We start from the raw sequence: 23,259 nt of genomic DNA on the forward strand, positions 1-23,259 counted from the left end.
CAGCCCTCCGCCGCCGTTTCGCTGGCCGAGCCGAAATGTCGATGCGGCTGCGGGGGCTGGGCGCGGGCGATGGCCGCCTCGACGTCGCCGCGCGCCGGCGTCGGCGCCGGCTCAGCCGGCCGCGGCCGCGACGATGTCGCGCACGAGCGCGGCCACCTCGTCCGGCTGCGACAGGAACGGAGAGTGGCCCGCGTCGAGGCGCCGCACTTCCCTCGCGCGCCGCGACATCGCCTCCTGCGCGAACACCGGGATGGCGTTGTCGCGCTCGCAGATCACGTAGGTGGAGGGCAGCTCCTGCCAGGCCGCGGCCCCCAGCGGGTCCGCGAAGGACGCCCTGGACTGGGGCCGCAGCGCCGCTGCCGCGGCGGCCGCGACCTCGTCGCTGCAGTCGTTGTAGAAGATGTCGCGCGCGCGGTCGGGCATCATCGTCCGGCCATCCGCGGAGGTGATCCACCAAGGCGGCTCCTGGCCTCCGATCGCCGAGAGCAGGGATTCCCCCGGGCCGAGCATGAACGCGCACACGTAAACGAGGTGGGCGACGTTGCCCGCGCGGGCCGCCACCTCCGTGACCGGTAATCCCCCGTAGGAGTGCGCGACCACGACGGCCTCGCCGGGCGCCTCGGCCAGCGCCGCGCGCACCACCTCCGCGTCCGCCGCGAGGCCGCCCGCGGCGGGCCCGACGCTCTGAAGCTCTGGCACCCGGACGTCGAGCCCGCTGGCGAGCAGCCGGCACGCGACCTGGGACCAGCAGGACGGGCTGTGCCAGGCGCCGTGGACGAGTACGACCGATGAGATCTTGCGCATGTGCTCCTCTCCTCCGCAGCTCACGGCGGGACCGAAGACGCTATCCGACCCCCTCGATCGACACCAGCGCGCGTCGCCCGCAGCGCTGAGCCCGCTCTCCCCGCGCCTCCGCCGGCCCCCGCGCGTCTCCGCCCGCCATCCCGCCGGGATCCCGCGGCGCCGCGCCCTCGACCGGGGCGCGGGATGGAGCTATACCAATAATCGGAACGTTATTCCGAATAGTGGAACAAGCATGGAGCGATCCGGGACGGTCGACAAGGCGGTGCGCGCCCTCGAGGCGCTGGGCGAGGGCGGCGGCAGCGCTTCGCTCTCGGAGCTCGCGGGGCGGCTCCGCATGCCGAAGGCGACGCTGCACCGGCTGCTCGCGTCGCTCGCCGCGCACGCGCTGGTGGAGCAGGACGGGGAGGGGCGCTACCGGCTCGGCGTCGGCCTGATCCGGCTCGGGCTCGGGGCGCAGGGGCTCGACGCGGTCGCGCGCGTCGCGAGGCCCGAGCTGGAGCGGGCGGCGCGCGCCTTCGGCGAGACGTTCTTCCTCGTCGCCGCGCGCGCCGGCAGGCTCGTCGTGCTCGACAAGGCGGAGGGCACGGGGCTCCTGCGCGCGGCGCCCACCGTCGGGGCCGAGGTGCCGGTCGACGTCACCGCGAGCGGCCGGCTCTACCTCGCGTACGCGCCGGAGCTCGTGGGCGCCTCGGGCGCGGACCCGGCCATGCTCCGCGCCGCGCGGCGCGCCGCGAAGCGCGGCTACGACGTCAACGAGGGCGCCTGGATCGACGGGCTCACCGTCATCGCTGCCCCGGTGCTCGCGCGCGGCGGCCTGCACGGCTGCGTCGCCTGCGCCGCGGCAGCCCAGAGCCTGCGCGGCGATCGTCGTGACGCCGCGGTGAATCACACGCGCGACGCCGCCGAGCGGGTCGCGCGCGCCCTCCAGGGCGAGGGCAGGAGGTGAACGGCATGAAGACATGGATCGATGGGCGGATCGTCGACGCAGCGGACGCGACCGTGAACGTGACCGATCACGGGTTGCTCTACGGCGACGGCGTGTTCGAGGGCATGCGCGTCGCGGCGGGGCGCGTCTTCCGGATCGAGCGCCACCTCGCGCGGCTCGAGATCGGCGCGAGGGCGCTCGGCATCGCGCTCCCGCGCTCGCTCGACGGGCTTCGCGCCATCGTCGAGGAGACGGCGCGCGCGCACGGCCAGCCCGAGGCCTACGTGCGCCTCGTGGTCACGCGCGGCGTGGGCCCGCTCGGCGTCGACCCGACGACCTGCGAGCGGCCGGGGCTGTTCTGCATCGTGGGGGCCATCCGCCTCTTCGACGACGAGCAGCGGCGGCGCGGCCTCGAGCTCATCACGTCGAGCCACAGGAGGCCCAACGCGGACGCGCTCGACATGCGGATCAAGAGCCTGAACTACCTCGGCTCCGCGCTCGCGAAGCTCGAGGCGAGGCAGCGCGGCGCCGACGACGCGCTGCTCCTGAACGCGCGGGGCCACGTGGCCGAGGCCTCCGTGGCCAACGTGTTCGCGCTCCGCGGCGACGTGCTCGCGACGCCGCCGGCCACCGACGGGTGCCTCGAGGGCATCAACCGCGCGGCCGTCATGGAGCTCGCGCGCGGCATCGGGCTCACGGTCGTGGAGCGCTCGATCGGGCGGCTCGACCTCTTCGCCGCCGACGAGGCGTTCCTGACGGGCACCGGCGCCGGCGTGATCGCCGTCAGGAGCCTCGACGGGCGCACCATCGGCCGCGGCGAGCGCGGCCCCGTCACGGCCCGCCTGACCTCGCTCCACCGCCAGCTCGCCGAGACCGAGGGCGCCCCGTTCATCGCCGCGCCCGGCGGCCCGGGTTGAACGAAGGCGCCGGTTAATCGGTTCATTCTTTCGCCACTCGGCACGTCGGCTCGCCCTTGCTCCCGCGAGACCTGGCCGCCGCGCGGGAGAGCGCGTCAGCTGTCGCGGGCGATCTCCGCGAAGACGCCGCGCAGCCAGGTGTGCGCCGGGTCCTTCGCGTGCCGCTCGTGCCACACCTGATCCACCGAGAACCCGCCGAGCTCCACGGGCGGCTTCATGACGTGCAGCTCCTCCATCTCCGCGAACACACGCGCGATGCGCTCCGGCACGGTCAGCACGAGATCGGTCTGGGCCACGATGTGGGCCGCCACGAGAAAATGCGGGATCTGCAGCGCCACGCGGCGCGAGAGCCCTCGTTCGGCGAGGACCTCGTCCACCCGGCCTCCGCCCTCGCCGCGCGGGCTGATGAGCGCGTGCGGCAAGCTCGTGTACGTCTTGAGCGTGAGCTTGCCCCGGACCGCGGGGTGGCTCCTCCGCACGACGCACATGTAGCGCTCCTCGATGAGCCTTTGCCGGTAAAACCCCGCGGGCAAGGTGGGGAGCAGGCCGATCGCGAGATCGACCTTGCCGGTCTCCATGGAGCTCCACATCTCGCTGTCGTAGGGGCGCGCGATCAGGTCGATGAAGGGCGCATCAGAGCAGAGCTTCTGCACGAGCCGCGGCAGCAGGATGAGCTCCACGTAATCGGCCGTGGCGACGGTGAACGAGCGGCGCGCCGTCGCGGGCTCGAAGCGAGGGCTGCGCGCGACCGTCGCCTCGATCTTGGCGAGGGCCTCGCGGATGGGGCCGATGAGCTCCTGCGCGCGCGGCGTCGGGATCATCCCCCGCGGCGTGCGCACGAGGACGGGATCGTCGATCAACGCGCGGAGGCGCCCGAGGGCGTGGCTCATCGCCGACTGGCTCAGCCCGACGCGCGCCGCCGCGCGCGTGACGCTCCCCTCCGCCAGCAGGGCGTCGAGGACGACGAGCAGGTTCAGGTCAATGGAAGCGAGATGCACGGGATGCATGGGGCCCATGCTACTAATGAGTTGGAAGCGCGCCATCGGTCGACCTACAGGTTGGCCATTGAGCCGGCACGGTCACTGACCTCACCGAGAGCGGTGGGGGGATGCCGCCGGCCTTCGCCCATGTCCCGCTTCGATCTCCCGAGCACGCCCGCGGAGCCGGGCTCACGGCTCCTCCTCGCGCCCGCTCCGCCCGCCGTCATGGCGATACCCGGCGATGCCGCAGGCCGATCCGCCGGGGAATGTCGTCTCGTGATCCTGTTTGTAAAGGTTCGTTAAGAAGTCAGATTTGTGCTGCGAGCGTTTGTGAACGTTGCCATGTCTGGTCCGGTCAGCTAAGTAGTCGCCGCCTGAGATCGCCTGTGGCGCGATCCCCGTAAGGGGTCGTATCGCGGCGGAGCGGCCCGAGCGCGCTTGTCGCATGGAGCGCGCGAGGACCGGGCCTCGAGCGCTCCGGAGTGCCTCCAAAGCCGCGCGGATGGCCTGGATCGGCCATCTCGCCCGCAGCGCCGGCGCCGCGCCGGCGGCCGGCCGTCGGCGTAGCGCCAGGTCGGTTTCACCTGTGTTTCGCCGGCGTTGCCGCCGAACGGCGCGCCGCATCCATGAACGCCGTGGTTCGAAATCGGTGTCGAACAACCGTAACAGGAAGAGAGAGCGTCATGCCAAGTCCGAGATTGAGTTCCTTGATCCTCGCTCCCATCGTCTCTGTTTCCCTCCTCGCCTCGTGCGCGCCGTCCGCGCCCGAGTCCGCGCCGGAGGGCGAGGGCGAGGGCGAGGTAGAAACCGTCGGCGCGGCGTCGAGCGCGCTCACGGCTCAGCAGCGGCTCGCGGCGTGCGACCAGGATCCTCGCGTGATCGCCGGGCTCGTCACGAGGGAGATCTGCGCTGGCGCCGACATCTTCTTTCGCGAGACCTTCGAGGGCAACGGCCGCTCCTGCGGGACGTGCCATCCTGTCGGAAACAACTTCACGATTGACATCCCGTTCATCGACGCTCTGCTCGTCGATAACCCGCTCGACCCGCTGTTCGTCTTCGAGCAGGACCCGGAGCTGACCGATCTCGAGACGCCCGAGCTGAAGACGCTCGGCCTGATCCGCGAGAACATCGACGGCTTCGACGATCTCGACAACAAGTTCTCGATGCGCGCGGTCCCCCACACGCTCTCGCTGGCGACGAGCATCACGCCGGACCCGGTGGACGGGATAACGAGCCCGCCGGTCCATCGCACGGGCTGGTCGGGCGACGGCGCCCCGGGCACCGGCTCGCTGCGCGAGTTCCTCACCGGGGCGGTCACGCAGCACTACCCGACGGATCTCGGCCGCGAGCCGGGGGTGGCCTTCCGGCTCCCGACGGCGCAGGAGCTCGATCTGACGCTCGCCTTCCAGATGAGCCTCGGCCGGACGAACGAGCTCGACCTCACGCAGGTGAACCTCGCCGATCCCGAGGCGAACGAGGGGCGGCAGGCGTTCCTCGACCCGGCGCGGGGCCGCTGCAACGTGTGCCACTCCAACGCGGGCGCGAACCACCTGGACACGGGGCGCAACCGCAACCTGGACACGGGCACCCGGAAGGCCCCCGCGACCGGCACCATCGGCGCGTTCGACGGCGGCTTCGGCGGCTCCGGGCTGGCCTCGCCCAACATCGATGTCCTCGACATCGGCTTTCTCAACGGGTTCGGCGACGGCACGTTCAGCACCCCGCCCCTCATCGAGGCCGTGGACACGCCGCCGTTCTTCCATACCAACGCCTTCGGGAACCAGATCGAGGGCGCGGTGGCGTTCTACCTGTCGAACTTCTTCAGGGATTCGCCGGCCGGCCTGGAGCTCGAGGCGCGGTTCGGCAGCCCCGTCCAGTTCCCCAATAGCGACATCAACAAGATCGGGCGGTTCCTTCGCGTGCTGAACGCGGCGTTCAACCTCGACATCGCAAGGCAGCGCCTGAACGCCGCCCAGGTGCTCGTCCAGCAGTTCCACGACACGCGCGCCGACGTCCAGAAGCGCCTGATGGAGCTGGCCGAGGCCGAGATCGACGACGCGCTGGAGGTCCTCGACGCCGGCGGCACGCCGCTGCACCCGGTCTCCACGGATCGCCTCCAGCTGGCGAAGACCGAGATCGCGGCGGGCCTCTCGGCGGCGACCTGGTCGCAGCGCCAGGGCCGGATCTCGAACGCGATCTCGCGCGTCCAGAACGCGCGCGATCAGTTCGGCGCGAACATCAACTTCCAGCTCGGCAAGGGCAACCTGATGTACTAGCGGAGCGCCAGGAGCCCTGTCGGGGCGCTGGCCCGGCGGTCCAGGAGACACGCGGGCCGCGCCCCGGGGTTCGTGCCCCCACCGCTGGCGAACGCCGCACAAATCGGTAGGTTACGGGCCCCGGCATGGCCGGAATGCCAGGTGCCCTGCGCTGATGTTGTCCGGTTCACGTCCTGATGTCGGTTCCCTCGCTTCGCCTGAAACAGGGCGCTCCCGCGAGGGGGGCTCGCTCCTGCTGCGGCTCCTCGGGCTGAGCTGGGCCTACCGGGGGCGCGTCCTCCGTGTCCTCGGCTACCAGATCGTCCTGCTCTCGCTGGGGCTCGCCGGGCTCGGCCTGACCGGGCTCGCCATCGACATCCTCCGCCACCGGCTCGATCCGTCGATCCTCCTCCCCGAGCTGCCGGCCGGCCTCGGCGCGCTGGTCGACGCCGAGCGTGAGCCCATGCGCGCGGTCCTCTCGATCGGCGCCGCCATCCTCGCGATGGCGGCCGCGCGCGCGGTGATCAACTACGGTTACGCGCTCTCGGTGGGCTACCTCGTCCACATGGAGATCGTCCCGGATCTCCGGGCGCGGGTGTACGACAAGCTCCAGCGGCTGAGCTTCCGGTTCTTCGACGCCAACAAGAGCGGCTCGCTCATCAACCGCGTCACAGGCGATGTGCAGCTCGTGCGCTCCTTCGTGGACGGGGTGCTGCTCCCGAGCGTCATCATGGTCCTGTCGCTCGGCGTGTACGTCGCGTACATGCTGCGCGCGCACGTCCTGCTGACGCTCGCGTGCCTCGCCCCGACGCCGCTGCTCTGGATCGCGAGCACGCTCTTCGCCCGGTGGGCGCAGCCCGCCTACCTGCGCAACCGGGAGCTCGTGGACCGCATGGTCCTGAGCTTCACCGAGGGGCTCCAGGGCATCCAGGTCATCAAGGGGCTCGGGCGAGAGCGCGAGGCCCATCGCCGCTTCGACGAGCGCAGCCGCGAGGTGCGCGAGCAGCAGCAGGAGACGTTCCGGACCGTCAGCGTGCTCAGCCCGACCATCGATCTGCTCGGGCAGGTGAACCTCGTCATCCTGCTCGGCATGGGCGGGCTGCTCGTCACGCGCGACCGGATGTCGCTCGGCCAGCTCGTCGTGTTCGCCGGCATCCTGCAGCAATTCTCCGGGCAGATCGCGAGCATGGCGACGATCGTCAACACAGCGCAGCAGAGCTTCATCGGGGCGAAGCGCGTCTTCGAGGTGCTCGACACCCCCGTCGAGATCACGAGCCCCGAGGCGCCGGCGCGCCCCGCGCGGGTCGAGGGGCGCCTCGTGTTCGAGCGCGTCACGTTCGGCTACGATCCGGAGAGGCCCGTCCTCCACGACGTCCACCTCGACGTCGCGCCCGGGCAGTTCGTCGCGGTGATCGGCCCGACCGGCGCGGGCAAGAGCACGCTGCTCAGCCTGATCCCGCGCTTCTACGATCCGACGTCGGGGCGCGTCCTCCTCGACGGCATCGACCTCCGGCGCCACGACCTCGACGAGATCCGCCGGCGCATGGGGGTCGTCTTCCAGGACAACTTCCTCTTCAGCAACACGGTGGCGGCGAACATCGCGTTCGGCGCCCCGCACGCGACGCGCGAGCAGATCGAGCGCGCCGCGGTCATCGCCTGCGCCCACGAGTTCATCCGGGAGCTGCCCGAGGGCTACGACACCGAGCTCAGCGAGGCGGCGGTCAACCTCTCGGGCGGCCAGCGGCAGCGGCTGGCCATCGCGCGCGCGGTGCTGCTCGACCCGCCGCTGCTCCTGCTCGACGACCCGACCGCGGCGGTGGACGCGAGCACCGAGCGCGAGATCCTCGACGCGATCCTCAGCGCGACGCGGGGGCGGACGACGATCATGGCGACGCACAGGGCGCACCTGCTCCGCCGCGCGCACCAGGTGATCGTGCTCGACCGGGGCCGCATCGCCGAGCGGGGGACCCACGAGGAGCTGCTCCGGCGGTGCGGCCACTACGCGAGCGCCCTCGCGCTGCACGACGCCCACGCCTCCGGGGCGCGGGCGGACGACACCCCCTCGCGCCGCGCCGCCGCGGGCGCGCGCCCTGCCGAGGACCCGGCGTGAGCCGCGGGGCCGACGCGCCGAGCCGCCCCGCGACGACGCCGGGCACGGCCCGCTCCGCGGCCGAGGCGGCGCCGATCGACGCGCGCCTCGGCCTCGCGCGCGTGGCGATCGAGGACGAGGCGGACCAGCACCACCGCACGCTCGATCTCGGGCTCGCGCGGCGGGTGTTCGCCTTCACCCGCCCGTACGCGCGCAAGCGGAACGCGCTCTTCGCCCTCGTGGTGGTCCGGTCGATCCAGCTCCCGATCCTGACCTGGGCGGTCGGCGCCATCATCAGCGGCCCGGTGGCCCGGCGCGACGAGCGCGCCACGCTGCTCGCCGTCCTCGGCTTCGCGGCGCTCGTGCTCTTCACCGAGATCGTCTTCCACTACCGCGCGCGGCTCGCGCTCGAGCTCGGCGAGGCGGTGGTGTTCGACATGCGCGATCGGCTGGAGAGCCACCTCCTGCGCATGCCGATGCGCTTCTTCGTGAAGACGAAGGTGGGGCGCCTCATCGGCCGCATGACGTCCGACATCGACGCGATCCGGGTGGCCGTGCAGGACGTCGTGTTCGTGAGCACGGTGAACCTCGGCACCATGGCGGTCGCGATGGCGCTGATGGCCCACGCGCACTGGCAGCTCTTCCTCGTGGTGCTCGCGATGGTCCCCGTCTTCTGGGGGCTGATCGTCTATTTCCACAAGCGCCTCGGGGCCGCCCACCAGCGCGCGCAGGAGAGCTTCACCCGCGTGACCGCGACGCTCGCCGAGTCGGTCACGGGGGTGCGCGTGACGCAGGGCTTCGTGCGGCAGGACATCAACGGCGGGCTGTTCCGCGCGCTCATCTTCGACCACTCCCGCTACAACATGGATGCGGCGCGCCACTCGGCGACGTTCCTCCCGCTCCTCGAGTTCAACGGGCAGCTGTTCCTGGCCGTCCTCGTGGTCGTCGGCGGCTATCAGGCGCTCCATGGCGCGATCGAGCTGCGCGTGCTCGTGGAGTTCTTCTTCCTCGCGAACCTCCTGTTCAACCCGATCCCCGTCCTGGGCAACCAGTACAACCAGGCCCTCACGGCGATGGCGGGCGCCGAGCGGCTCTTCCGCGTGCTCGACACGGCGCCCGACTGGCCCGACGAGCGCGGCCTCCCGGCGCTGCCGCCCGCGCGCGGCCGGGTCGTGTTCGAGGGGGTCCACTTCGCCTACGATCCGGGCAAGCCGGTGCTCCACGGCGTCGATCTCGTCGCCGAGCCGGGGCAGATGATCGCGCTCGTCGGGCACACGGGCAGCGGCAAGACGTCGATCCTGAACCTGCTCGCGAAGCTCTACCTGCCGACGGCGGGGTCGATCACCGTCGACGGGCACGATCTCGCGGCGACCTCGTCCGCCTCGCTGCGCGCGCAGCTCGGGCTGGTGCTGCAGAGCAACTTCCTCTTCAGCGGGACGGTGCTCGACAACGTGCGCCTGGGCAACCCCGCCGCGACGGACGCGGAGATCCGCGACGCGGCGCGGGGCCTCGACGTGCTCGACATGCTCGACGCGCTGCCGGACGGCCTGGGCACCGAGGTCGGCGAGCGCGGGACGGCGCTGTCGCTCGGGCAGCGGCAGATCGTGTGCTTCCTGCGCGCCATGGTCGCCAATCCGCGCATCGTGCTGCTCGACGAGGCGACGAGCGCCGTGGACGCGCTGACCGAGGCCCGGCTGCAGGCGGCGCTCGGGAGGCTCTTGCGAGGGAGGACGAGCTTCGTCGTGGCCCACCGGCTGAGCACGATCCGGCACGCCGATCGCGTCGTCGTGCTCGACCACGGGCGTGTCGTCGAGCAGGGGACACACGCGGAGCTGCTCGCGCGGGGCGGAGCGTTCGCGGCGCTCCACCGGGAGCTCGTCCACGAGGGGCCGGCCCCCGTGGAGGGAGCGCGCGGCGTCAGAAGGTCAGGCGACCTCTAGGCGGACGGGGACGTTGTTGCGGGTGGCGTTCGAGTAGGGGCAAACCTGGTGCGCCTTCTCGACAAGCTGCTCGGCTTGCGACCGCTCCAGGCCCGGCAGCGCGATCCGCAGGCCGATGTCGAGGCCAAACCCGCCCTCGGAGCGCGGGCCGATGCCGACGGTCGCCGTCACGGTGGCCTCGGCCGGAATGCGGGCCTTCTCCTGCGCGGCCACGAACTTGAGAGCGCCCAGGAAGCAGGCCGCGTAACCCGCCGCGAACAGCTGCTCCGGGTTGTTCCCCTCGCCGCCAGCGCCGCCGAGCTCCTTCGGAGTCGAGAGCTTGACCTTGAGAGCACCGTCGGCGGTGGCAGCGTGGCCATCGCGGCCGCCATTGGCCGTGGCTTGTGTCGTGTACTTCACGTCAACAGGCATTGGAGCGTTCCTTTCGTGGCGATGAGCCCGGTCACGGGCAGCGCGTCCCCGCCGGGCACGGCCCGACCGGGCAGCGCCGTTCGGGTACGCTCCCATAGTGCCCGCGCTCCTCCCGGGCAACCGCGGGAGGAGACGCCTCCCGGAAATCTCGTCCGGCATCGACCGCGCGGCGTCATCCGCCTGTCATCAGCTTGCAGTCAGCTGGCAGTCAGCTGACTGCCAGCTTGCAGCTCACCGGCCAGCCCAGGTGTAGCTCAGCGCGGAGACGTCGGGCGCCCCGACCGGTATCTCTCCGGTGAAGCCGAGCGTGACGAGCTCGAGGCGGTTGCCGAATGGATCGTTGAAATAGAGCGACGCCTGGCCCGGTGGACCGAGCCGCGTCGGGCCGTACGTCGGCACCGAAGCGGCATTCAAGCGCTCCTTCCACGCGAGCAGCTTCCCAGGCGCGACCCAGAGCGCGCAGTGCGGATGATCCGCCTCGCGGGGCGGCTGCCCGATCGGCGACTCGAAGAGATCGAAGCGCGGGCCCCCGGCGAACACGACCGAGAGGTGGACCCCCCGCGCGATCTCGTCCGCAGGACGCCCCATCCGCTCGAGGAACGGGACGTCGACCCGCATCACCACGCGCGCGCCGAGCAGCCCGACATAGAACCGCTCGGCCACCTCGAGATCGGCGCACGGCAGCGTGAGATGATCGACCGCGCGCAGCTTGCCGCCCCACGGCGGAAGCAGGCGATACGCAAGGTGCGACCAGGCGAAGAAGAGACGCATCCCCACGCCTATCGCCTTTCGCTGGACCCGGGCGGCGAAAGGCGCGGTGGTGAGCTCCAAGGACATCATGCATTTCCTCCATGCGATGGCAGTCAATCAATCAGTTGATTGACACTACGCGACGGCGGCCGGACGGTCAAGGCGCGCGCCGCGGGCGCTTGCTGGGACCGGAGAAAACCTGTAGCTTTGCGCGGACTTGGCGAAGACGAGACACGCCGCCTCGGCCAGCAAGACCTCGGCCACGGAGCTCGGTGCAGCGCGGCGGCGCGACCTGCTCGACGCGGCGTATACGCTCATCGCCGAGAAGGGCCTCGAGGGGCTGCGGACGCGCGACATCGCGGCGCGCGCAGGGGTCAACATCTCGACGCTGCACTACTATTTCGGGACGAAGGACGAGCTCCTCGCGGCCATCGTCACGCACGTGACGGACAAATTCGTGGAGGCGCAGCGCCGCCCGGCAGGCCAGGGCGCCGCGGGCGCGGCCGACGCGCGCGCCATCCTGAGAGCGCACCTCGAGAGCGCATGGCGCACCTTCCAGGACACTCCGCACCTCGCGGCCGTGCTGCAAGAGCTCTCCGTGCGCGCGCAGCGCGACCCGGCGGCGCGGACCGCGCTGAGCGCCGTCCACAAGGAGTGGAACCTCGCCGTCGAGCACCTCGTGCGGCAAGGCGTGCGCGGCGGACAGCTGCGCTCCGATCTGGATCCTCGCGCCGCGGCCCGCGTGGTCACGTCCTTCATCATCGGCGCCATGACCCAGCTCGGGATCAGCTCCGAAGCGTTCGACTTTCACCTCGTCTCGGGCGAGCTCGATCGATGGCTCGCCCCCGCGGAGGGCAAGCGGGCGCGCAGCCGCGGGTGAGCGGCCCGACAGCCGTCGAGCGACGCAGCGGCGCTCCCCGCCACCTCACGTCAGCTCGAGCGCGCGCCCCGCCACCTCACGTCAGCTCGAGCGCGCGCCCGGGCGGCTCACCGCGCGCCCTCGGCGCCGCAGCGCGAGAGCGCGTAGCGCAAGGCGCTCTGGAGCACGCCGAAGGTCTTGAACCCTCCATCCGCCGCGCCGAGCTCCGTCATCGTCCGCGCGATCTCGGGCGAGATCCCGGAGACGAGGCAGCTGCTGCCGAGGAGGTTCGCCGCGCGCACCACGGCGAGGAGGTGCGCCACGGTCGCGGCGTCCACCGCGCTCACGCCCGTCAGATCGAGGATGGCGAAGCGCGCTCTCGTCCGCACGACCTCGGTGAGGAGCCGCTCCATGATGTCATTCGCCCGCCCGGTCTCCACGGTCCCGATGATCGGCAGCACGAGGACCCCCTCCCACGCCTGGATGATGGGCGTGGACATGGCGCGCATCGTCTCCTGCTGCTGCCGCATCAGCGCCTCGGCGCGCTCGCGCTCGGCGTTCTCCGCCGCGAGCAGGCGGTTCTTCTCCTCGAGCTCCTCCGCGTGGATCGCCCGGCGCTGGAGCGCCTCCCTGAGCTCGGCCTCCAGCTGCTTGAAGGGCGTGATGTCCCTGATCGCGATCGCGACACCGTCGCTCAGCGGGATGACCTGATGCTGGAACCACCGATCCTTGTGTACTGGACCATCGCTCTGCTCCTCCTCGAGGAGCCGCTCGCCGGTCCGAGCGACGCGCGCGTACTTGTCCAGCTGCTGGCGCGTGGAGGGCGAGAGCTCGCTGAGCCGCTTGCCGACGATCTCCTCGCGGGCCATCGACATCCCCGCGATGGCCCTCTGGTTGGCGTCGGTGATCACGAAATCCACGAGTGTCCCGGCCTCGTCGAACACGCTCCGGAGCACGAAGAAGGCGTCCAGGCTCCCTTCGACCGCCGCCCGGAACCGGGACTCGGCCGCGAGCAGCGACTCCTCCGCGCGCTTGCGATCCGTGATATCGCGAGCGACGAAATAGACGAGCTCCTCCTCCGGGTGAACCGACGAGTTCCACTCGATCCATCGGTAAGAGCCGTCGCGACACCGGTAGCGGTTCGTGAACGTCACGCTGCCGCTGCCGCCGAACACCTGCGCCGACTCGGCCAACGTGCGCTCTCGATCGTCGGGGTGCACGAAGTCGATGAACGGCGTGGACAGGAGCTCTTCGCGCGAGAACCCGAGCGTGCGCTCCCACGCCTGGCCAACCCGCTTGAAACGCCCGTCAAAACCGGCGGTGCCGATCAGATCCACGGACATCTCGAAGAAGCGGCCCAGCTCGTCCGTTTGCCACGCTTGTTTCATGGTAAATTCCACCGCTATCAGATCCGGCGTCCATGATCGAGCCTCTGGCGCGACGCGAGGCCCAGCGCTGCGGACGAGCCTGCCAACGGTCGGGGGGTGCGTGCTGGGCGACCGCGCTCCTGGTCAGTCGCCCTCGACGCCTGAAGGAGAGATCCTCTTGATGAAGCACATCGCCATGCTGGCTTCCCCGGGCTTCACGGCGCTTGAGATACCGCGCTCGCCTGACCGGGCAGGTCAGCTCGCCCGGAAGACGCGGTAGAGCTCGTCGCGCCACGCGATCAGGTCGTCGTAGCGATCGCGCAGGTCGGGGTCGGAGAAGCACCGGCGGCTGGCGGCGCCGAGCTTCAGCTGGGCGGGCGGCGCGACGTTCACGAGGACCTGGCTCATCGCGATATCGGCGAACGTGAAGCGACCGAGGAGCGTCCGCGGCGCGTCTCCGGACGGCGCCGCACGCGCGAGCGTCTCGCGGATCTCCTCCAGCACGGCGACCTGCGTTTGCCGGTGCGCTTCGCCGTCGGCTTTGTCGCCTTCGTACTTGCGGAGGGTGCGGGCGACTCCCAGCGCTCCCAGCCGTGAGGCGAGGGGGCGGAGCGCGCGGCGGATCGGCCTTGGCGCCATCTCGGCGAGCGCCTCGTCGTCGGCCAGCATGCGCGTCAGCGCGCGGGCGCGCCCGGCGGCGAGGCCGCGCTCCGATAGGTCGATGAGCCGCGCGATGTCGGCCTCGTGCTCGACGGGGAACAGGGTCGGTCCCGCGCCGCGCCCGTCCGCCCAGCGCGCGATGTCGGCCGAGTCCCCGAACACGCGCCCGTCGTCGGTGGTGAGCACCGGCACCGAGACACGGCCCGTGAGCCGGCGGAGCTTCACCCGGAGCGCCGGCTCACCGACGAGCGGCTGGTAGTGCCGGAAGGTGTAAGGGACGCGCCGGACGTCGAGCGCCCAGCGGGCCTTCTCCGTCCACGGCGAGAAAACGAGGCCAAGTAGCTCGGTCATGGCGCCGGCAGGCTACCACACACCGCCGCGCGCCTTTGGCCGATCGCCCGCGGGCAGAGGGCGCGGCCCGTCGGTGGGTCCTTGGCTCACCGCGAGCGGTCTCACGGGCAGGCGTCGGTCTCGTCGGTCGCGTCGGTCTCCACCCAGATCGACTCGAGGTCGTCGAACCCCTTGAGCCGGAACGCGCCCGCTCGGCGGAAGTCCGCGCGCGACGGGTCGGGGAGCGCGGCGGCCGCGGAGCGCGAGAGCGTCACGCGGCCGGGGCGCGGCAGGCCGATCCCGGAGCTCGGCTCGTCCGCGCGATCTTCCTCGGTGACCGCCTCGATGCGGAAGAGCCGGTGGACCTCCGTGCCGATGACGTCGTGATCGCTCATGCGCACCCAGCCCCAGTGGACGACGAGGCGCAGCTGGGCAGGGTCGTCGACGGCGCGGCGGAGCACGCGGGCCGCGTCGACGGCGCGGGCCACCGTGGGATAGACCGCGAGGTACCCATCGCCGGTCCCCTTCAGCAGGCGCGGGTTCGTCGCCCCTCGGAGGGTGCCGCGGAGCCGGTGAAGGTGGTCGACGAAGCCGGTGTCGCCGATGCTGCGGATCATGTGGGTCGACCGGACGATGTCGATGAGCAGCATCGCCACCTCCACCCGGTCGGTCGGCTCCGTTTCCTCCCGCCGCTCGCCGGGGAAGAGCTCGAGGAGCGTGAGGTGGAGATCGTCCCAGTGGATCCGCTCGAGGTGCGCGCTGAGGCGGGCGAAGGTGGGGGAGGCGGCGATCGCCCGCCGCGCGGCGTCAGGGCCCTCGCCGTCGGCGATCTCCGTCGCGAGGCGATCGAGCAGGGAGAACACCGCTCCGGCGATCTCCTCGTCGGCGTCCGGGCGCCGGAAGAGCTCGCGCTGGACGTTGACCACGAGGTCCCAGTGGCGGGGCCAGGGCTCCCCGTGGCCGATGATCACGTGGCGGATCGCGTGGAACCGGCCGCCGCCGGGGAGCGGCTCGATCAACGCGCGGAGGGAAGGGTGCAGCAGGTAATACCGCGAGCGCGGCAGCTCGTGGCGCGAGCCGGCGACGGCGTCGTGCGGCTGACGAAAGCGCTGGACCTGGCGCTCGGCCCCCGGATCGGCGCCGAGCACCCCGAGGAGGCCGCACTCGAAGAGCTCGCGGAAAGGGTGGTAGACGTCGTCGGCGTCCCGGCCGTGGGCGTCGTAGAACGCGCGGTCGACCTCATGAAACCTGCACCAGACCTCGACCACCTCGTCGTGGGTGAGGACGTCGCAGGGGAGGAGGCCGAGGAAGCGAGCCCGCTTGTCGCGGTCACAGAGCACCTCGAGGAAGACCCGCATCTCGTCGAAGATGTTGGCCACGAGGAGGCCGGCGCTCGTGCTCTGCACGATCTGCGTGAAGGTCCGCCCGTCGAGCGCCTTTCGGTTGCGCGAGATCTCCGAGGCGAGGATCACGAGGTCGCGCGGCCGCCCGAGGGTGTGGCGGTGGAGGAAGTCGAAGGTCGACTCGCCGCGGGCCGAGCGCGCCGCGCTCACCACGTCGAGGTGGATGAACTCGCGGAGCGGCAGCCGCTCGTAATAATACGTGAGCTTCTCGAGCAGCTCGAAGAGCTCGTGCTTGGCGTAGCGGAGCGTCGACGTCGCGCCGTAGAGGTTGGTCTTGATGTCGGACTCGTAGGCGGAGAACGCCTCCTCGCGGATGGCGGCGAAGATCTTGACGTGGCGGTTGGCGTTCATCAGATCCCACGCGGCCTCGATCATCCCCGCTTGCATGTGGATCCACGCGGCCCGCGGGAGGCAGCGGAGCGCCTGATCGAGCTTGTCGATGAAGATGAAGACGCCGCTGTGGAGCGAGCGGAGCCGCCGCTCGAGCGGGCGCTCCATCGCGTCGACGACCTGGTTGATCTGCCGAACGGTCAGCGAGAGCAGCTCCTTCAGCACGATCGTCGGCTCGACAGGCCGGCCCTCCAGGAGCCCGCGCAGGCTCCGGGGGAGCGGCGCCAGATCCGCGGGATCGCCGGCGCCGGCGGCAGCGGACTGGTAGGAGACGATCGACAGGCGGAAGCTGAAGCTCCAGAGCCGCTTGCACTCGTGGAGGCCCGACATGAGGTCGCTCCGGGTCTGATCGACGGTGGGCAGATCGCCCATCAGATCCAGGTACGGCCGCCCCTCCGGGATGAACTGCACGGCGGCGTGGCGGCGCTCACGGCCGGTCGCCGCCAGGTAGATCTCGCTGAGGACCGAGCGCTTGTACGTGAGGAGGAGGGTCTTGCCGAGCCCCTTGCTCCCCGAGACAAAGTGCTTGTTGGCGCTGTCGAGGAACTCGCGGACCACGGCGTTCTTGAAGGTCAGGTCCTTGAGGGCGCCGATATCGATCTGGTTGGCGTCCGAGGCCCAGCTCTGGTTCGTGGGGAGCTCGTGCGGCGTGGGCCGGGGCTGGGGCGGCTCCGGCGGGCGCCCGGCGAGCGCCCGGAGGGCGTCGAGGAGCTCGCGGGCGGAGGTGAACCGGCGGTCGAGGTCGCGGTGGGTCGCCCGGGCGAACCAGGCGTCAAAGCCGCTCGGTACGTCCGCCAGCCGCGACGGCGGGGCCGGGACATCGAAGCAGATCTTGTGGACGAGCTCGAAGAGCGACTCGCCGCGGAAGGGCCGTTGCCCGGTCATGCACTCGTAGGCGATGACGCCGATCGACCACAGGTCCGCGCGGAGGTCGACCCCACGGGCGTCGGCGATCTGCTCCGGGCTCATGTAGCTCACCGTGCCCAGGGTGGCGCCGGCGTCCGTCTGCGGCGATCCCTGGGGGTCGAGCCCGAGGTCACCGAGCTTGACGATCCCGAAGTCGAGGACCTTGCAGAGCGGGCCATCGTCGTCCTCGACGAGGAAGACGTTGGCCGGCTTGATGTCGCGATGGATGATGTCCATGCGGTGGGCCTTGGCGATCGCGCTGCAGACATCGCCGAGGATCGCCTTCGTCTCTTCATAGGAGAGCGGCCCGCGGGCGATCCGCTGGGCCAGGTCCTCGCCGCGAAGGAGCTCCATGGCGATGTAGGGCACCTGCGTGGCTGCATCGACGTTGAAGTCGAGGAGCTGCACGACGTTCTTGCTCCGCAGCCTCGCCGCTGTCTGCGCCTCGCGGAAGAAGCGGGCGCGCGCCCGCTCCGTGCCGACGATCGCCGGATCCATCAGCTTGAGCGCGACCGGCTCGCCGAGGCGAAGATCGGTTGCCCGGTAGACCCGGCCCATGCCCCCCTTCTTCAGGAGCTCGTCGATCCGGAAGTGCTGGCCGACGACATCCCCCGGGCCAACGCTCCTGGCCCCTGTCGAGTCGCTCCCGCGAGCGGATGGCTTGGTGGCCGGGTGCGGACGGCGGGCACTCTCATCCGACATGTCGCCCAGCGTACCAGCCTTGGCGCCTCAGGAGAACCAGCGCGCCCGCGCCGTCCGTTTTTCCGTCGTTTACGCCGTCCGGGGCCCGGAGATCGGCATACCCCGTGCAGTCACAGCGCCTCATGCGCTCCGGTGGGCCCTGGCTCTGGTCTTGTGATCTCCGGCGCGCGGGTCGCGATGAGCAGTTCGAGCGCACACCGCGCCGTGGGCCCGCGTCGGCGCCAGCTCGGGCGGCGGCGAGCGCTGGTTTGGCTTCGAGGGAGCGCGGCCGGTGGGTGGTTTGAAGGACGAGGCGCTCTTCGTCCCGCTCATCGGTCACACGCTGGGACACGCTGGTGTGGCTGTCCGGAGCGACGGCGGCTGGCTGCTCCTCGCCGGCGACGCCTACTTCTATCACCGAGAGATGGACCCGGTCCGGCCGGCGTGCACGCCGGGCCTGCGTCTCTATCAGTTCATGATGGAGAAGGACCGCGGCGCGCGGCTCGAGAACCAGCGGCGGCTGCGCGCGCTGCGCGAGGAGCGCGGCCACGAGGTAAGGCTCGTGTGCTCTCATGACGTCGTGGAGTTCGAGCGCATCACCGGACGAAGCCATGCTGTGCCGGCCGGAGCGGGGAGGGGCGTGCCGGAGCCACCGCTGTGGACCCCCGCTTCGGTCGCGGGCGCGCGCTGACCGCGCACAGCAGGCCATCTCCTCTCGGTAGGCCCCCTCCGAGGGCCGGGCGGCTCGTGGCTACGTTGCATCCCGGCGCGGCGCCGCGCCCACCGGAAGCGTGAAATGGAACGTCGTGTGGCCCCCCTCGGGGCTCTCGACCCAGATCTCGCCGTCGTGGGCCTCGACCAGCCCCTTCGCGATGTACAGGCCGAGGCCGAGGCCGACCACGCGCTCCTCCTTCGCCTTTCCCCGGAAGAAGCGTTCGAACAGGAGCGGGAGGTCCTGGGCCGGGATCCCGCGGCCGCTGTTCCGGATGGAGATCTGCACCGCGTCGTCGCGCCGCTCCAGCGCCACCTGTATCGGCGTCTCTGGATCACCGTATTTGACGGCGTTGGAGATGAGATTGCTGAGCACCTGCTCGACGCGCCCGGCGTCCGCGTGCACGATCGGGATCTCCCCGCGGCTCTCGACGTCGACAGCGCGCCCCTCGGTCTCGCTCGCCATCCGCTCGACGACGGCCTCCACGAGCGCGCGCGGGTCGATGGGGGCGCGCTCGATCGCGAGGCGACGCGACTCGATCTGGGAGATGTCCGTGAGATCGGAGACCATCCGCCCGAGCCGCCTGGCGCTCGCCAGGATGTGTCCCGCCCTCGTCTTCACCGCGGTCGTGAGCTGGGGCTTCCGTTCGAGCTGGGTCGCGTAGCCGATGATCGTCGTCACGGGCTGCTTCAGGTCGTGCGCGACGACCGATGTCCACTCTTCCTTGAGCCGCTCGAGCTCCTTGAGCCGGGTGATGTCGTCGAAGACGACGACCGCGCCGAGCAGCTTGCCGTTTCCATCGACGATGGGGCCGGCGCTCGCGAGCACCGCCAGCATGCTGCCGTCGGCGCGCCGGAGCGACAGCTCCCTCGAGCTCGTGACCTCGCCTCGCAGCGCGCCCGCCGACGGCTGCTCCTCGTCCGTGAGGGGCTCCCCGTCGGGGAGGCACAGGCACCATGCGCCCGGGAGCCCGGGCGGCGAGTCTGTCCCGGCGAGCTCCTGGGCGCGGCGATTCCGGGCGATCTGCGCGCCGGAACGGTCGAGGAGGAGGATGCCGACAGGCGAGCGCTCGATGACCGCGTGGAGCCAGCGCCGCTCGGCCGCGAGCTGTCCGAGGAGCTGGTCGCGCTCCTCGTCGGCGAGCTTCTCCGTGGTGACGTCGCGCGAGATGCCGATCCCGGCGATCGGGTTTCCATGCTCGTCGTGCTGGATCGTCATGTGGGTCGAGACCCAGCGGGTCCGGCCGCTCCTGTCGATGATCCGGAAGGTGAGCCGGCCGCCGGCCGCGGCCATGTGCTCGACGAACGCATCATAGCGCCCGACGTCCTCGGGATGGAGCAGGGTGATGAACAGCTCAGGGTTCTCGTACCAGGCCGCGGGCGGATAGCCGGTGTGCTCGAGGACGGCGGGGTTGATGTACTCGTAGCCCCCCTCCGGGCCGAGCCGTATATGGAAGATGACGTCGCTCGCGTGCTCCGCGATCAGCCGCAGGCGCTCCTCGCTGAGCCGCAAGGCGCGATCGGCGCGCCGCTGCTCGGTGACGTCGAGGGCCGTGCCGATCATCCGCAGCGGAGAGCCGTCCTCGGCGCGGATCACGTCCGCCTCGGTGTGGAGGAAGCGCTCTTCGCCGTTCGGGCGGACGATCCGGTAATCGACGCAATAGGGCAGGGCGCCCTGGAGCGCTAGGTCGACGGAGCGTATCACACCCTCGCGGTCCTCCGGGTGGATGCAGGCGAGAAACCGCTCGTACGTGAGCGCGCCGGCGTCGCGGGACAGGCCCAGCATCCGATAACACTCGTCGGACCAGAGCAGCTCGTTGCTCGGAATGCGCCAGTCCCAGTTGCCCAGCTTCGCCAACCTCTGCGCGCGGGCGAGGCTGTCCTCGCTCAGCCGGAGCGCGGCCTCCGTCTGCCTGGCTTCCGCGAGCGTCGCGTGGAGCTGCTCGCGCGCGCGCTCGAGCTCGTGGTTCTCCCGCTCGAGCTCGTCGATCCGCGCGCGCTGGGCGTGCAGCTCGGGGGCGGTGAGCGCCATCCCGAAGAGGCTCGACAGGGCGCCCGCGATCTCGAGCAGCTCGGCCTGCGGGAGGGCGGGCTGCGCCGTGGCGCAGAGCAGCACCGCGCGGAGGGTGCCGGCGAAGGCGATGGGGATCGCGAACGCGCGGGTGCAGCCGCAGCGTCGGCGCAGATGGCCGGCGTCCAGGAGCGCGTCGGCGCTCTCGTCCTCGGGCGCGATCTGCGCGACGTTCAAGCGGGCGGCGGCGCCGGCGAGGCTCGGGGCGTCGAGCGGCAGGCGCCGGAGGGCGTCCAGCGAGCCCGCGCTGCCGCCCGCGGAGGCGACGAGCCCGAGCGTGTGCGGCGCCTGCGCGACATCGTAGAGGCAGGCGATGTCGACGTGGAGGAGGCGCGCGGCCGCTGCCACGATCGCTTGCTGCGGACTGTCATCGCCGGCGCGCGAGAGGGCCATCGACGCGTCGGCCACGGCGCGGGCGAGCGTGTCGTCCGACGCGGGCGGATCCCCGCGGTGTCGCTCCCTGGACGGTCCACCCCGTTCGGCTCCGCGCCCTCTGTCGTCGCTGTTCAATCCGCCCCTCGCGCCTTCTACCCGGATCCTGGTGAGCGCGGAGCGAGACTATCACGAGCCTTCGCGCCGCAACCTGGTTCACGAGCCTTCGCGCCGCAACCTGGTTCACGCGGCCGTCCATGGCCCGGGCCGGTGCAGGCCGGCGGCGGCTCTGCCGTGCCCGCGCTGGCTGAGGACGCCTGGGAGGAAACGCGCAGCGGCCAGCGCGCTGGGAGGCGGCTACTGGGCAGCGTCGCTTTCTCGTGGGGAAGGCCAAGCGCCCCCGCACCTCTCGAAGTGCGGGGGCGATTTGCATACTGACGGCAACCTCTCATCGTCGCTGTAGGGGTCGAACTCCGTCGCGCGCACCCGGGCGTGCGGAGGTGGCATACCTCGGTTGCGCCGCACAGGCGCGCGGGCTCTGGCTTTGTGATGGCCAATCACACCGGGACATGGGCATTCCGGTGAACCATCGAACCGAGAGCGGCGTTTCCACGCGGGGGTGCGGAGACGCAACCCATGATTCACGCGATGCAGGAAGACCCCCGGCCTTTGCGCGGCGAGGTTTCATGTGGCTTTCATCCTCCCCCACTCAGAAGGTCTTCGCGACCTGTCGATGCCCTACGGCTGAGCGACATAGATGCGCAAGAGAAAACGTGAATTACAGTGTGAGCGTTGCGCGCGGACCCGACCCAGGTTGGCGGCGCGCGGACCCGACCCAGGTTGGCGGCGCGGACCCGCGGACCCGCGGACCCGACCCAGGTTGGCGGCGCGGACCCGACCCAGGTTGGCGGCCCGGCTGACCCGATCCAGGTTGGCGCCCGGCTCCTGTGGACCGACCAGGTGCAGCGGATCCGATATCGGTTGGCGGCGGTGGTGACCCGACCAGGTTGCAGCCGGACTAACCGGACTAACCGCAACCCAGGTTGGGGTAGTAGTAGTCGCAACGGCTCCCGCTCGGGTGGCGGACCGCCAGGCGGCCGCCACCCACGAAGCTTGGTCGGGCCGCGAAATGATTGATGAAAATCCCTGGCACGGCGCTTGTTTTATTGCGCCTGTCATGAGCCAGCCCCGCGAGATCGCTGCCGGAGCCACCTACCTCATCACCCGTCGCGTACTGCGCCGGCACCTGCTCTTCCGCCCGGATGCGGCAATCACCGAGCTCCTGGTCTACGTCCTCGCGGTGTCGACCCGCCGTTACGGCATCGAGGTCCATGCGCTCTGCGCCATGTCGACGCATCTGCACCTGGTCGTGACCGACTCGAGGGGCGTCCTGCCGCGGTTCTTGCAATTCTTCCATCGCATCGTCGCGCTCGGCACGAAGGTGCTTCGCGGGTGGGAAGGTCCGGTGTGGGACCACGAGGCCACGAGCGTGGTGCGGCTGCTGACGCGCGCAGCGGTGGTGGAGAAAATTGCTTATGTCATGGCGAATCCTGTCGCCGCTGGCCTGGTGCAGCATGCTCGCGAGTGGCCGGGCGCCAAGGTGGATGTGGACGACCTCGGTCGCGGCGTGCTGCGCGCGGCACGGCCTTCGGTGTATCTCGACCCCGAAAACCCCCAGTGGCCCGAGGAAGCGACGGTCTCGCTCGCGCTGCCGCCGGCCATCGAGCAGGACAGCGCGGAGGGCTTTCGCCAGGACGTCTCTGCCGAGCTCGAGCGACACGAAGCGCGGGCCCGCGCGGAGGTGCAGCGGCGAGGACTTCGCTTCTTGGGCGCCGAGAGAGCCTGCAAGGTGTCCCCTTACGAGCGCGTGACGAGCTTCGAGCCGCTGCGCGACGGCAATCCGACGTTCGCGGTGGGTCGCGAGCAGGGAGATGCGTGGCGAATCGCTGGTGCCGCTGTGCGTGCGTTTCGAGCGTCGTACCGTGCGGCACTGGAGCGATGGCGTGCCGGCGTACGCAGCGCTGTATTCCCCGCGGGGACGTGGTGGATGCGCACGTTTCACGGCGCCAGCGTGGCCGACGTCGTGCTCACGGTGTAGAGCCCTAGCGGCGCCGTGGCAGGGAGGCGGGCGGGATGGGCCAGGTATCAGCGCCTTATCGTGGGGCGCGTCCGTCTGGGACCGGCGGTGTGGACGGCCGAATCTCGTGCGGCGGTGTACCCGTGCCTTCGTACGTCTGCAGGCGATGCCGAACGCAGAGGAAGCGGCGTCATGGGCAGAGTGCTGTACGCGATGGGTGGCCGAGCCCAATGATTCCTCTCCAAAGATGGACCCATGGGATAGTCATTCCGGGGTGGGGTGCCGCCGCGCCCCGGTTGCAACGCAACCTGGCGGCATCGCAAGGTAGGTCGGTCGTTTTCGGGCGCGGCGCCGGGCGCCG

15 protein-coding genes and 1 pseudogene are annotated in these 23,259 nt (G+C 71.0%); 8 read left to right on the top strand and 8 right to left on the bottom strand.

Annotation, left to right across the window (positions count from 1 at the left end):
* Nucleotides 1–111: 111 nt before the first annotated feature.
* On the bottom strand, nucleotides 112–804 hold the full coding sequence (locus tag WMF45_RS00980; protein WP_437715104.1) for an alpha/beta fold hydrolase: 693 nt from the start codon (nucleotides 802–804) through the stop codon (nucleotides 112–114).
* Between the two features lie 232 nt (nucleotides 805–1,036).
* Between WMF45_RS00980 and WMF45_RS00985 the strand changes: the two genes are divergently transcribed.
* Both WMF45_RS00985 and ilvE read left to right on the top strand, forming a co-directional pair.
* Complete coding sequence (locus tag WMF45_RS00985; RefSeq protein ID WP_437715105.1) at nucleotides 1,037–1,750, top strand: IclR family transcriptional regulator; 714 nt, start codon at nucleotides 1,037–1,039, stop codon at nucleotides 1,748–1,750.
* 5 nt (nucleotides 1,751–1,755) lie between these two features.
* Nucleotides 1,756–2,646 (top strand): branched-chain-amino-acid transaminase, encoded by an 891-nt coding sequence (ilvE, locus tag WMF45_RS00990; RefSeq protein WP_437715106.1) that lies wholly within the window; start codon nucleotides 1,756–1,758, stop codon nucleotides 2,644–2,646.
* A gap of 95 nt (nucleotides 2,647–2,741) precedes the next feature.
* Here the strand turns inward: ilvE and WMF45_RS00995 are convergent, their stop codons facing one another.
* Complete coding sequence (locus WMF45_RS00995; RefSeq protein WP_437715107.1) at nucleotides 2,742–3,653, bottom strand: LysR family transcriptional regulator; 912 nt, start codon at nucleotides 3,651–3,653, stop codon at nucleotides 2,742–2,744.
* Nucleotides 3,654–4,333: 680 nt separating this feature from the next.
* Here WMF45_RS00995 and WMF45_RS01000 point away from each other — a divergent pair.
* The 3 genes from WMF45_RS01000 (at nucleotide 4,334) to WMF45_RS01010 (ending at nucleotide 9,910) form a co-directional block, all read left to right on the top strand.
* Complete coding sequence (locus tag WMF45_RS01000; protein WP_437715108.1) at nucleotides 4,334–5,902, top strand: hypothetical protein; 1,569 nt, start codon at nucleotides 4,334–4,336, stop codon at nucleotides 5,900–5,902.
* A 154-nt stretch (nucleotides 5,903–6,056) separates the two neighbouring features.
* Nucleotides 6,057–7,991, top strand: a complete 1,935-nt coding sequence (locus tag WMF45_RS01005; protein ID WP_437715109.1) for an ABC transporter ATP-binding protein — start codon at nucleotides 6,057–6,059, stop codon at nucleotides 7,989–7,991.
* Nucleotides 7,988–9,910, top strand: coding sequence for an ABC transporter ATP-binding protein (locus WMF45_RS01010; protein ID WP_437715110.1), 1,923 nt, complete (start codon nucleotides 7,988–7,990; stop codon nucleotides 9,908–9,910). The genes WMF45_RS01005 and WMF45_RS01010 overlap by 4 nt, the downstream gene beginning before the upstream one ends.
* Here the strand turns inward: WMF45_RS01010 and WMF45_RS01015 are convergent.
* Nucleotides 9,896–10,321 (bottom strand): organic hydroperoxide resistance protein, encoded by a 426-nt coding sequence (locus WMF45_RS01015; RefSeq protein WP_437548723.1) that lies wholly within the window; start codon nucleotides 10,319–10,321, stop codon nucleotides 9,896–9,898. The genes WMF45_RS01010 and WMF45_RS01015 overlap by 15 nt on opposite strands.
* A 231-nt stretch (nucleotides 10,322–10,552) precedes the next feature.
* Nucleotides 10,553–11,161, bottom strand: a complete 609-nt coding sequence (locus WMF45_RS01020; protein ID WP_437715111.1) for a VOC family protein — start codon at nucleotides 11,159–11,161, stop codon at nucleotides 10,553–10,555.
* A gap of 127 nt (nucleotides 11,162–11,288) precedes the next feature.
* On the opposite strand from WMF45_RS01020, the gene WMF45_RS01025 reads away from it, so the two are divergent.
* Entirely contained in the window at nucleotides 11,289–11,951 is a 663-nt protein-coding gene (locus WMF45_RS01025) for a TetR/AcrR family transcriptional regulator (RefSeq protein WP_437715112.1), read from the top strand.
* A gap of 107 nt (nucleotides 11,952–12,058) precedes the next feature.
* On the opposite strand, the gene WMF45_RS01030 is transcribed toward WMF45_RS01025, so the two are convergent.
* The 3 genes from WMF45_RS01030 to WMF45_RS01040 all read right to left on the bottom strand — a co-directional run bounded on the left by WMF45_RS01030 (nucleotide 12,059) and on the right by WMF45_RS01040 (nucleotide 17,688).
* On the bottom strand, nucleotides 12,059–13,318 hold the full coding sequence (locus WMF45_RS01030) for a PAS domain S-box protein (protein WP_437715113.1): 1,260 nt from the start codon (nucleotides 13,316–13,318) through the stop codon (nucleotides 12,059–12,061).
* A gap of 234 nt (nucleotides 13,319–13,552) precedes the next feature.
* The gene (locus WMF45_RS01035; RefSeq protein WP_437715114.1) at nucleotides 13,553–14,308 is read right to left on the bottom strand and encodes a glutathione S-transferase; all 756 of its coding nucleotides are present in this window, start codon (nucleotides 14,306–14,308) and stop codon (nucleotides 13,553–13,555) included.
* Between the two features lie 101 nt (nucleotides 14,309–14,409).
* Nucleotides 14,410–17,688, bottom strand: coding sequence for a protein kinase domain-containing protein (locus WMF45_RS01040; RefSeq protein WP_437715115.1), 3,279 nt, complete (start codon nucleotides 17,686–17,688; stop codon nucleotides 14,410–14,412).
* Between the two features lie 232 nt (nucleotides 17,689–17,920).
* Between WMF45_RS01040 and WMF45_RS01045 the strand changes: the two are divergent.
* Nucleotides 17,921–18,358: pseudogene (locus WMF45_RS01045) on the top strand (MBL fold metallo-hydrolase); the annotation flags it as partial.
* Nucleotides 18,359–18,418: 60 nt separating this feature from the next.
* Here WMF45_RS01045 and WMF45_RS01050 read toward each other — a convergent pair.
* Complete coding sequence (locus WMF45_RS01050; RefSeq protein ID WP_437715116.1) at nucleotides 18,419–20,857, bottom strand: PAS domain-containing protein; 2,439 nt, start codon at nucleotides 20,855–20,857, stop codon at nucleotides 18,419–18,421.
* Nucleotides 20,858–21,998: 1,141 nt separating this feature from the next.
* Between WMF45_RS01050 and WMF45_RS01055 the strand changes: the two genes are divergently transcribed.
* A complete protein-coding gene (locus tag WMF45_RS01055) occupies nucleotides 21,999–22,919 on the top strand; it encodes a transposase (RefSeq protein WP_437719681.1) in 921 nt (306 codons plus the stop codon).
* Nucleotides 22,920–23,259: the final 340 nt, after the last annotated feature.

Origin of the sequence: Sorangium sp. So ce448, from assembly GCF_051520915.1 — a bacterium.
Classification (GTDB): Bacteria; Myxococcota_A; Polyangia; order Polyangiales; family Polyangiaceae; genus Sorangium; species Sorangium cellulosum_B.

Excerpts from the sequence above, each read along its gene's own strand:
- WMF45_RS01030 (WP_437715113.1), bottom strand. The coding sequence starts at position 13,318 with ATGAAACAAGCGTGGCAAACGGACGAGCTGGGCCGCTTCTTCGAGATG.
- WMF45_RS01015 (WP_437548723.1), bottom strand. The coding sequence starts at position 10,321 with ATGCCTGTTGACGTGAAGTACACGACACAAGCCACGGCCAATGGCGGC.
- WMF45_RS01035 (WP_437715114.1), bottom strand. The coding sequence starts at position 14,308 with ATGACCGAGCTACTTGGCCTCGTTTTCTCGCCGTGGACGGAGAAGGCC.
- WMF45_RS00980 (WP_437715104.1), bottom strand. The coding sequence starts at position 804 with ATGCGCAAGATCTCATCGGTCGTACTCGTCCACGGCGCCTGGCACAGC.
- WMF45_RS00985 (WP_437715105.1), top strand. The coding sequence starts at position 1,037 with ATGGAGCGATCCGGGACGGTCGACAAGGCGGTGCGCGCCCTCGAGGCG.
- ilvE (WP_437715106.1), top strand. The coding sequence starts at position 1,756 with ATGAAGACATGGATCGATGGGCGGATCGTCGACGCAGCGGACGCGACC.
- WMF45_RS00995 (WP_437715107.1), bottom strand. The coding sequence starts at position 3,653 with ATGCATCCCGTGCATCTCGCTTCCATTGACCTGAACCTGCTCGTCGTC.
- WMF45_RS01040 (WP_437715115.1), bottom strand. The coding sequence starts at position 17,688 with ATGTCGGATGAGAGTGCCCGCCGTCCGCACCCGGCCACCAAGCCATCC.
- WMF45_RS01005 (WP_437715109.1), top strand. The coding sequence starts at position 6,057 with ATGTTGTCCGGTTCACGTCCTGATGTCGGTTCCCTCGCTTCGCCTGAA.
- WMF45_RS01055 (WP_437719681.1), top strand. The coding sequence starts at position 21,999 with ATGAGCCAGCCCCGCGAGATCGCTGCCGGAGCCACCTACCTCATCACC.
- WMF45_RS01020 (WP_437715111.1), bottom strand. The coding sequence starts at position 11,161 with ATGATGTCCTTGGAGCTCACCACCGCGCCTTTCGCCGCCCGGGTCCAG.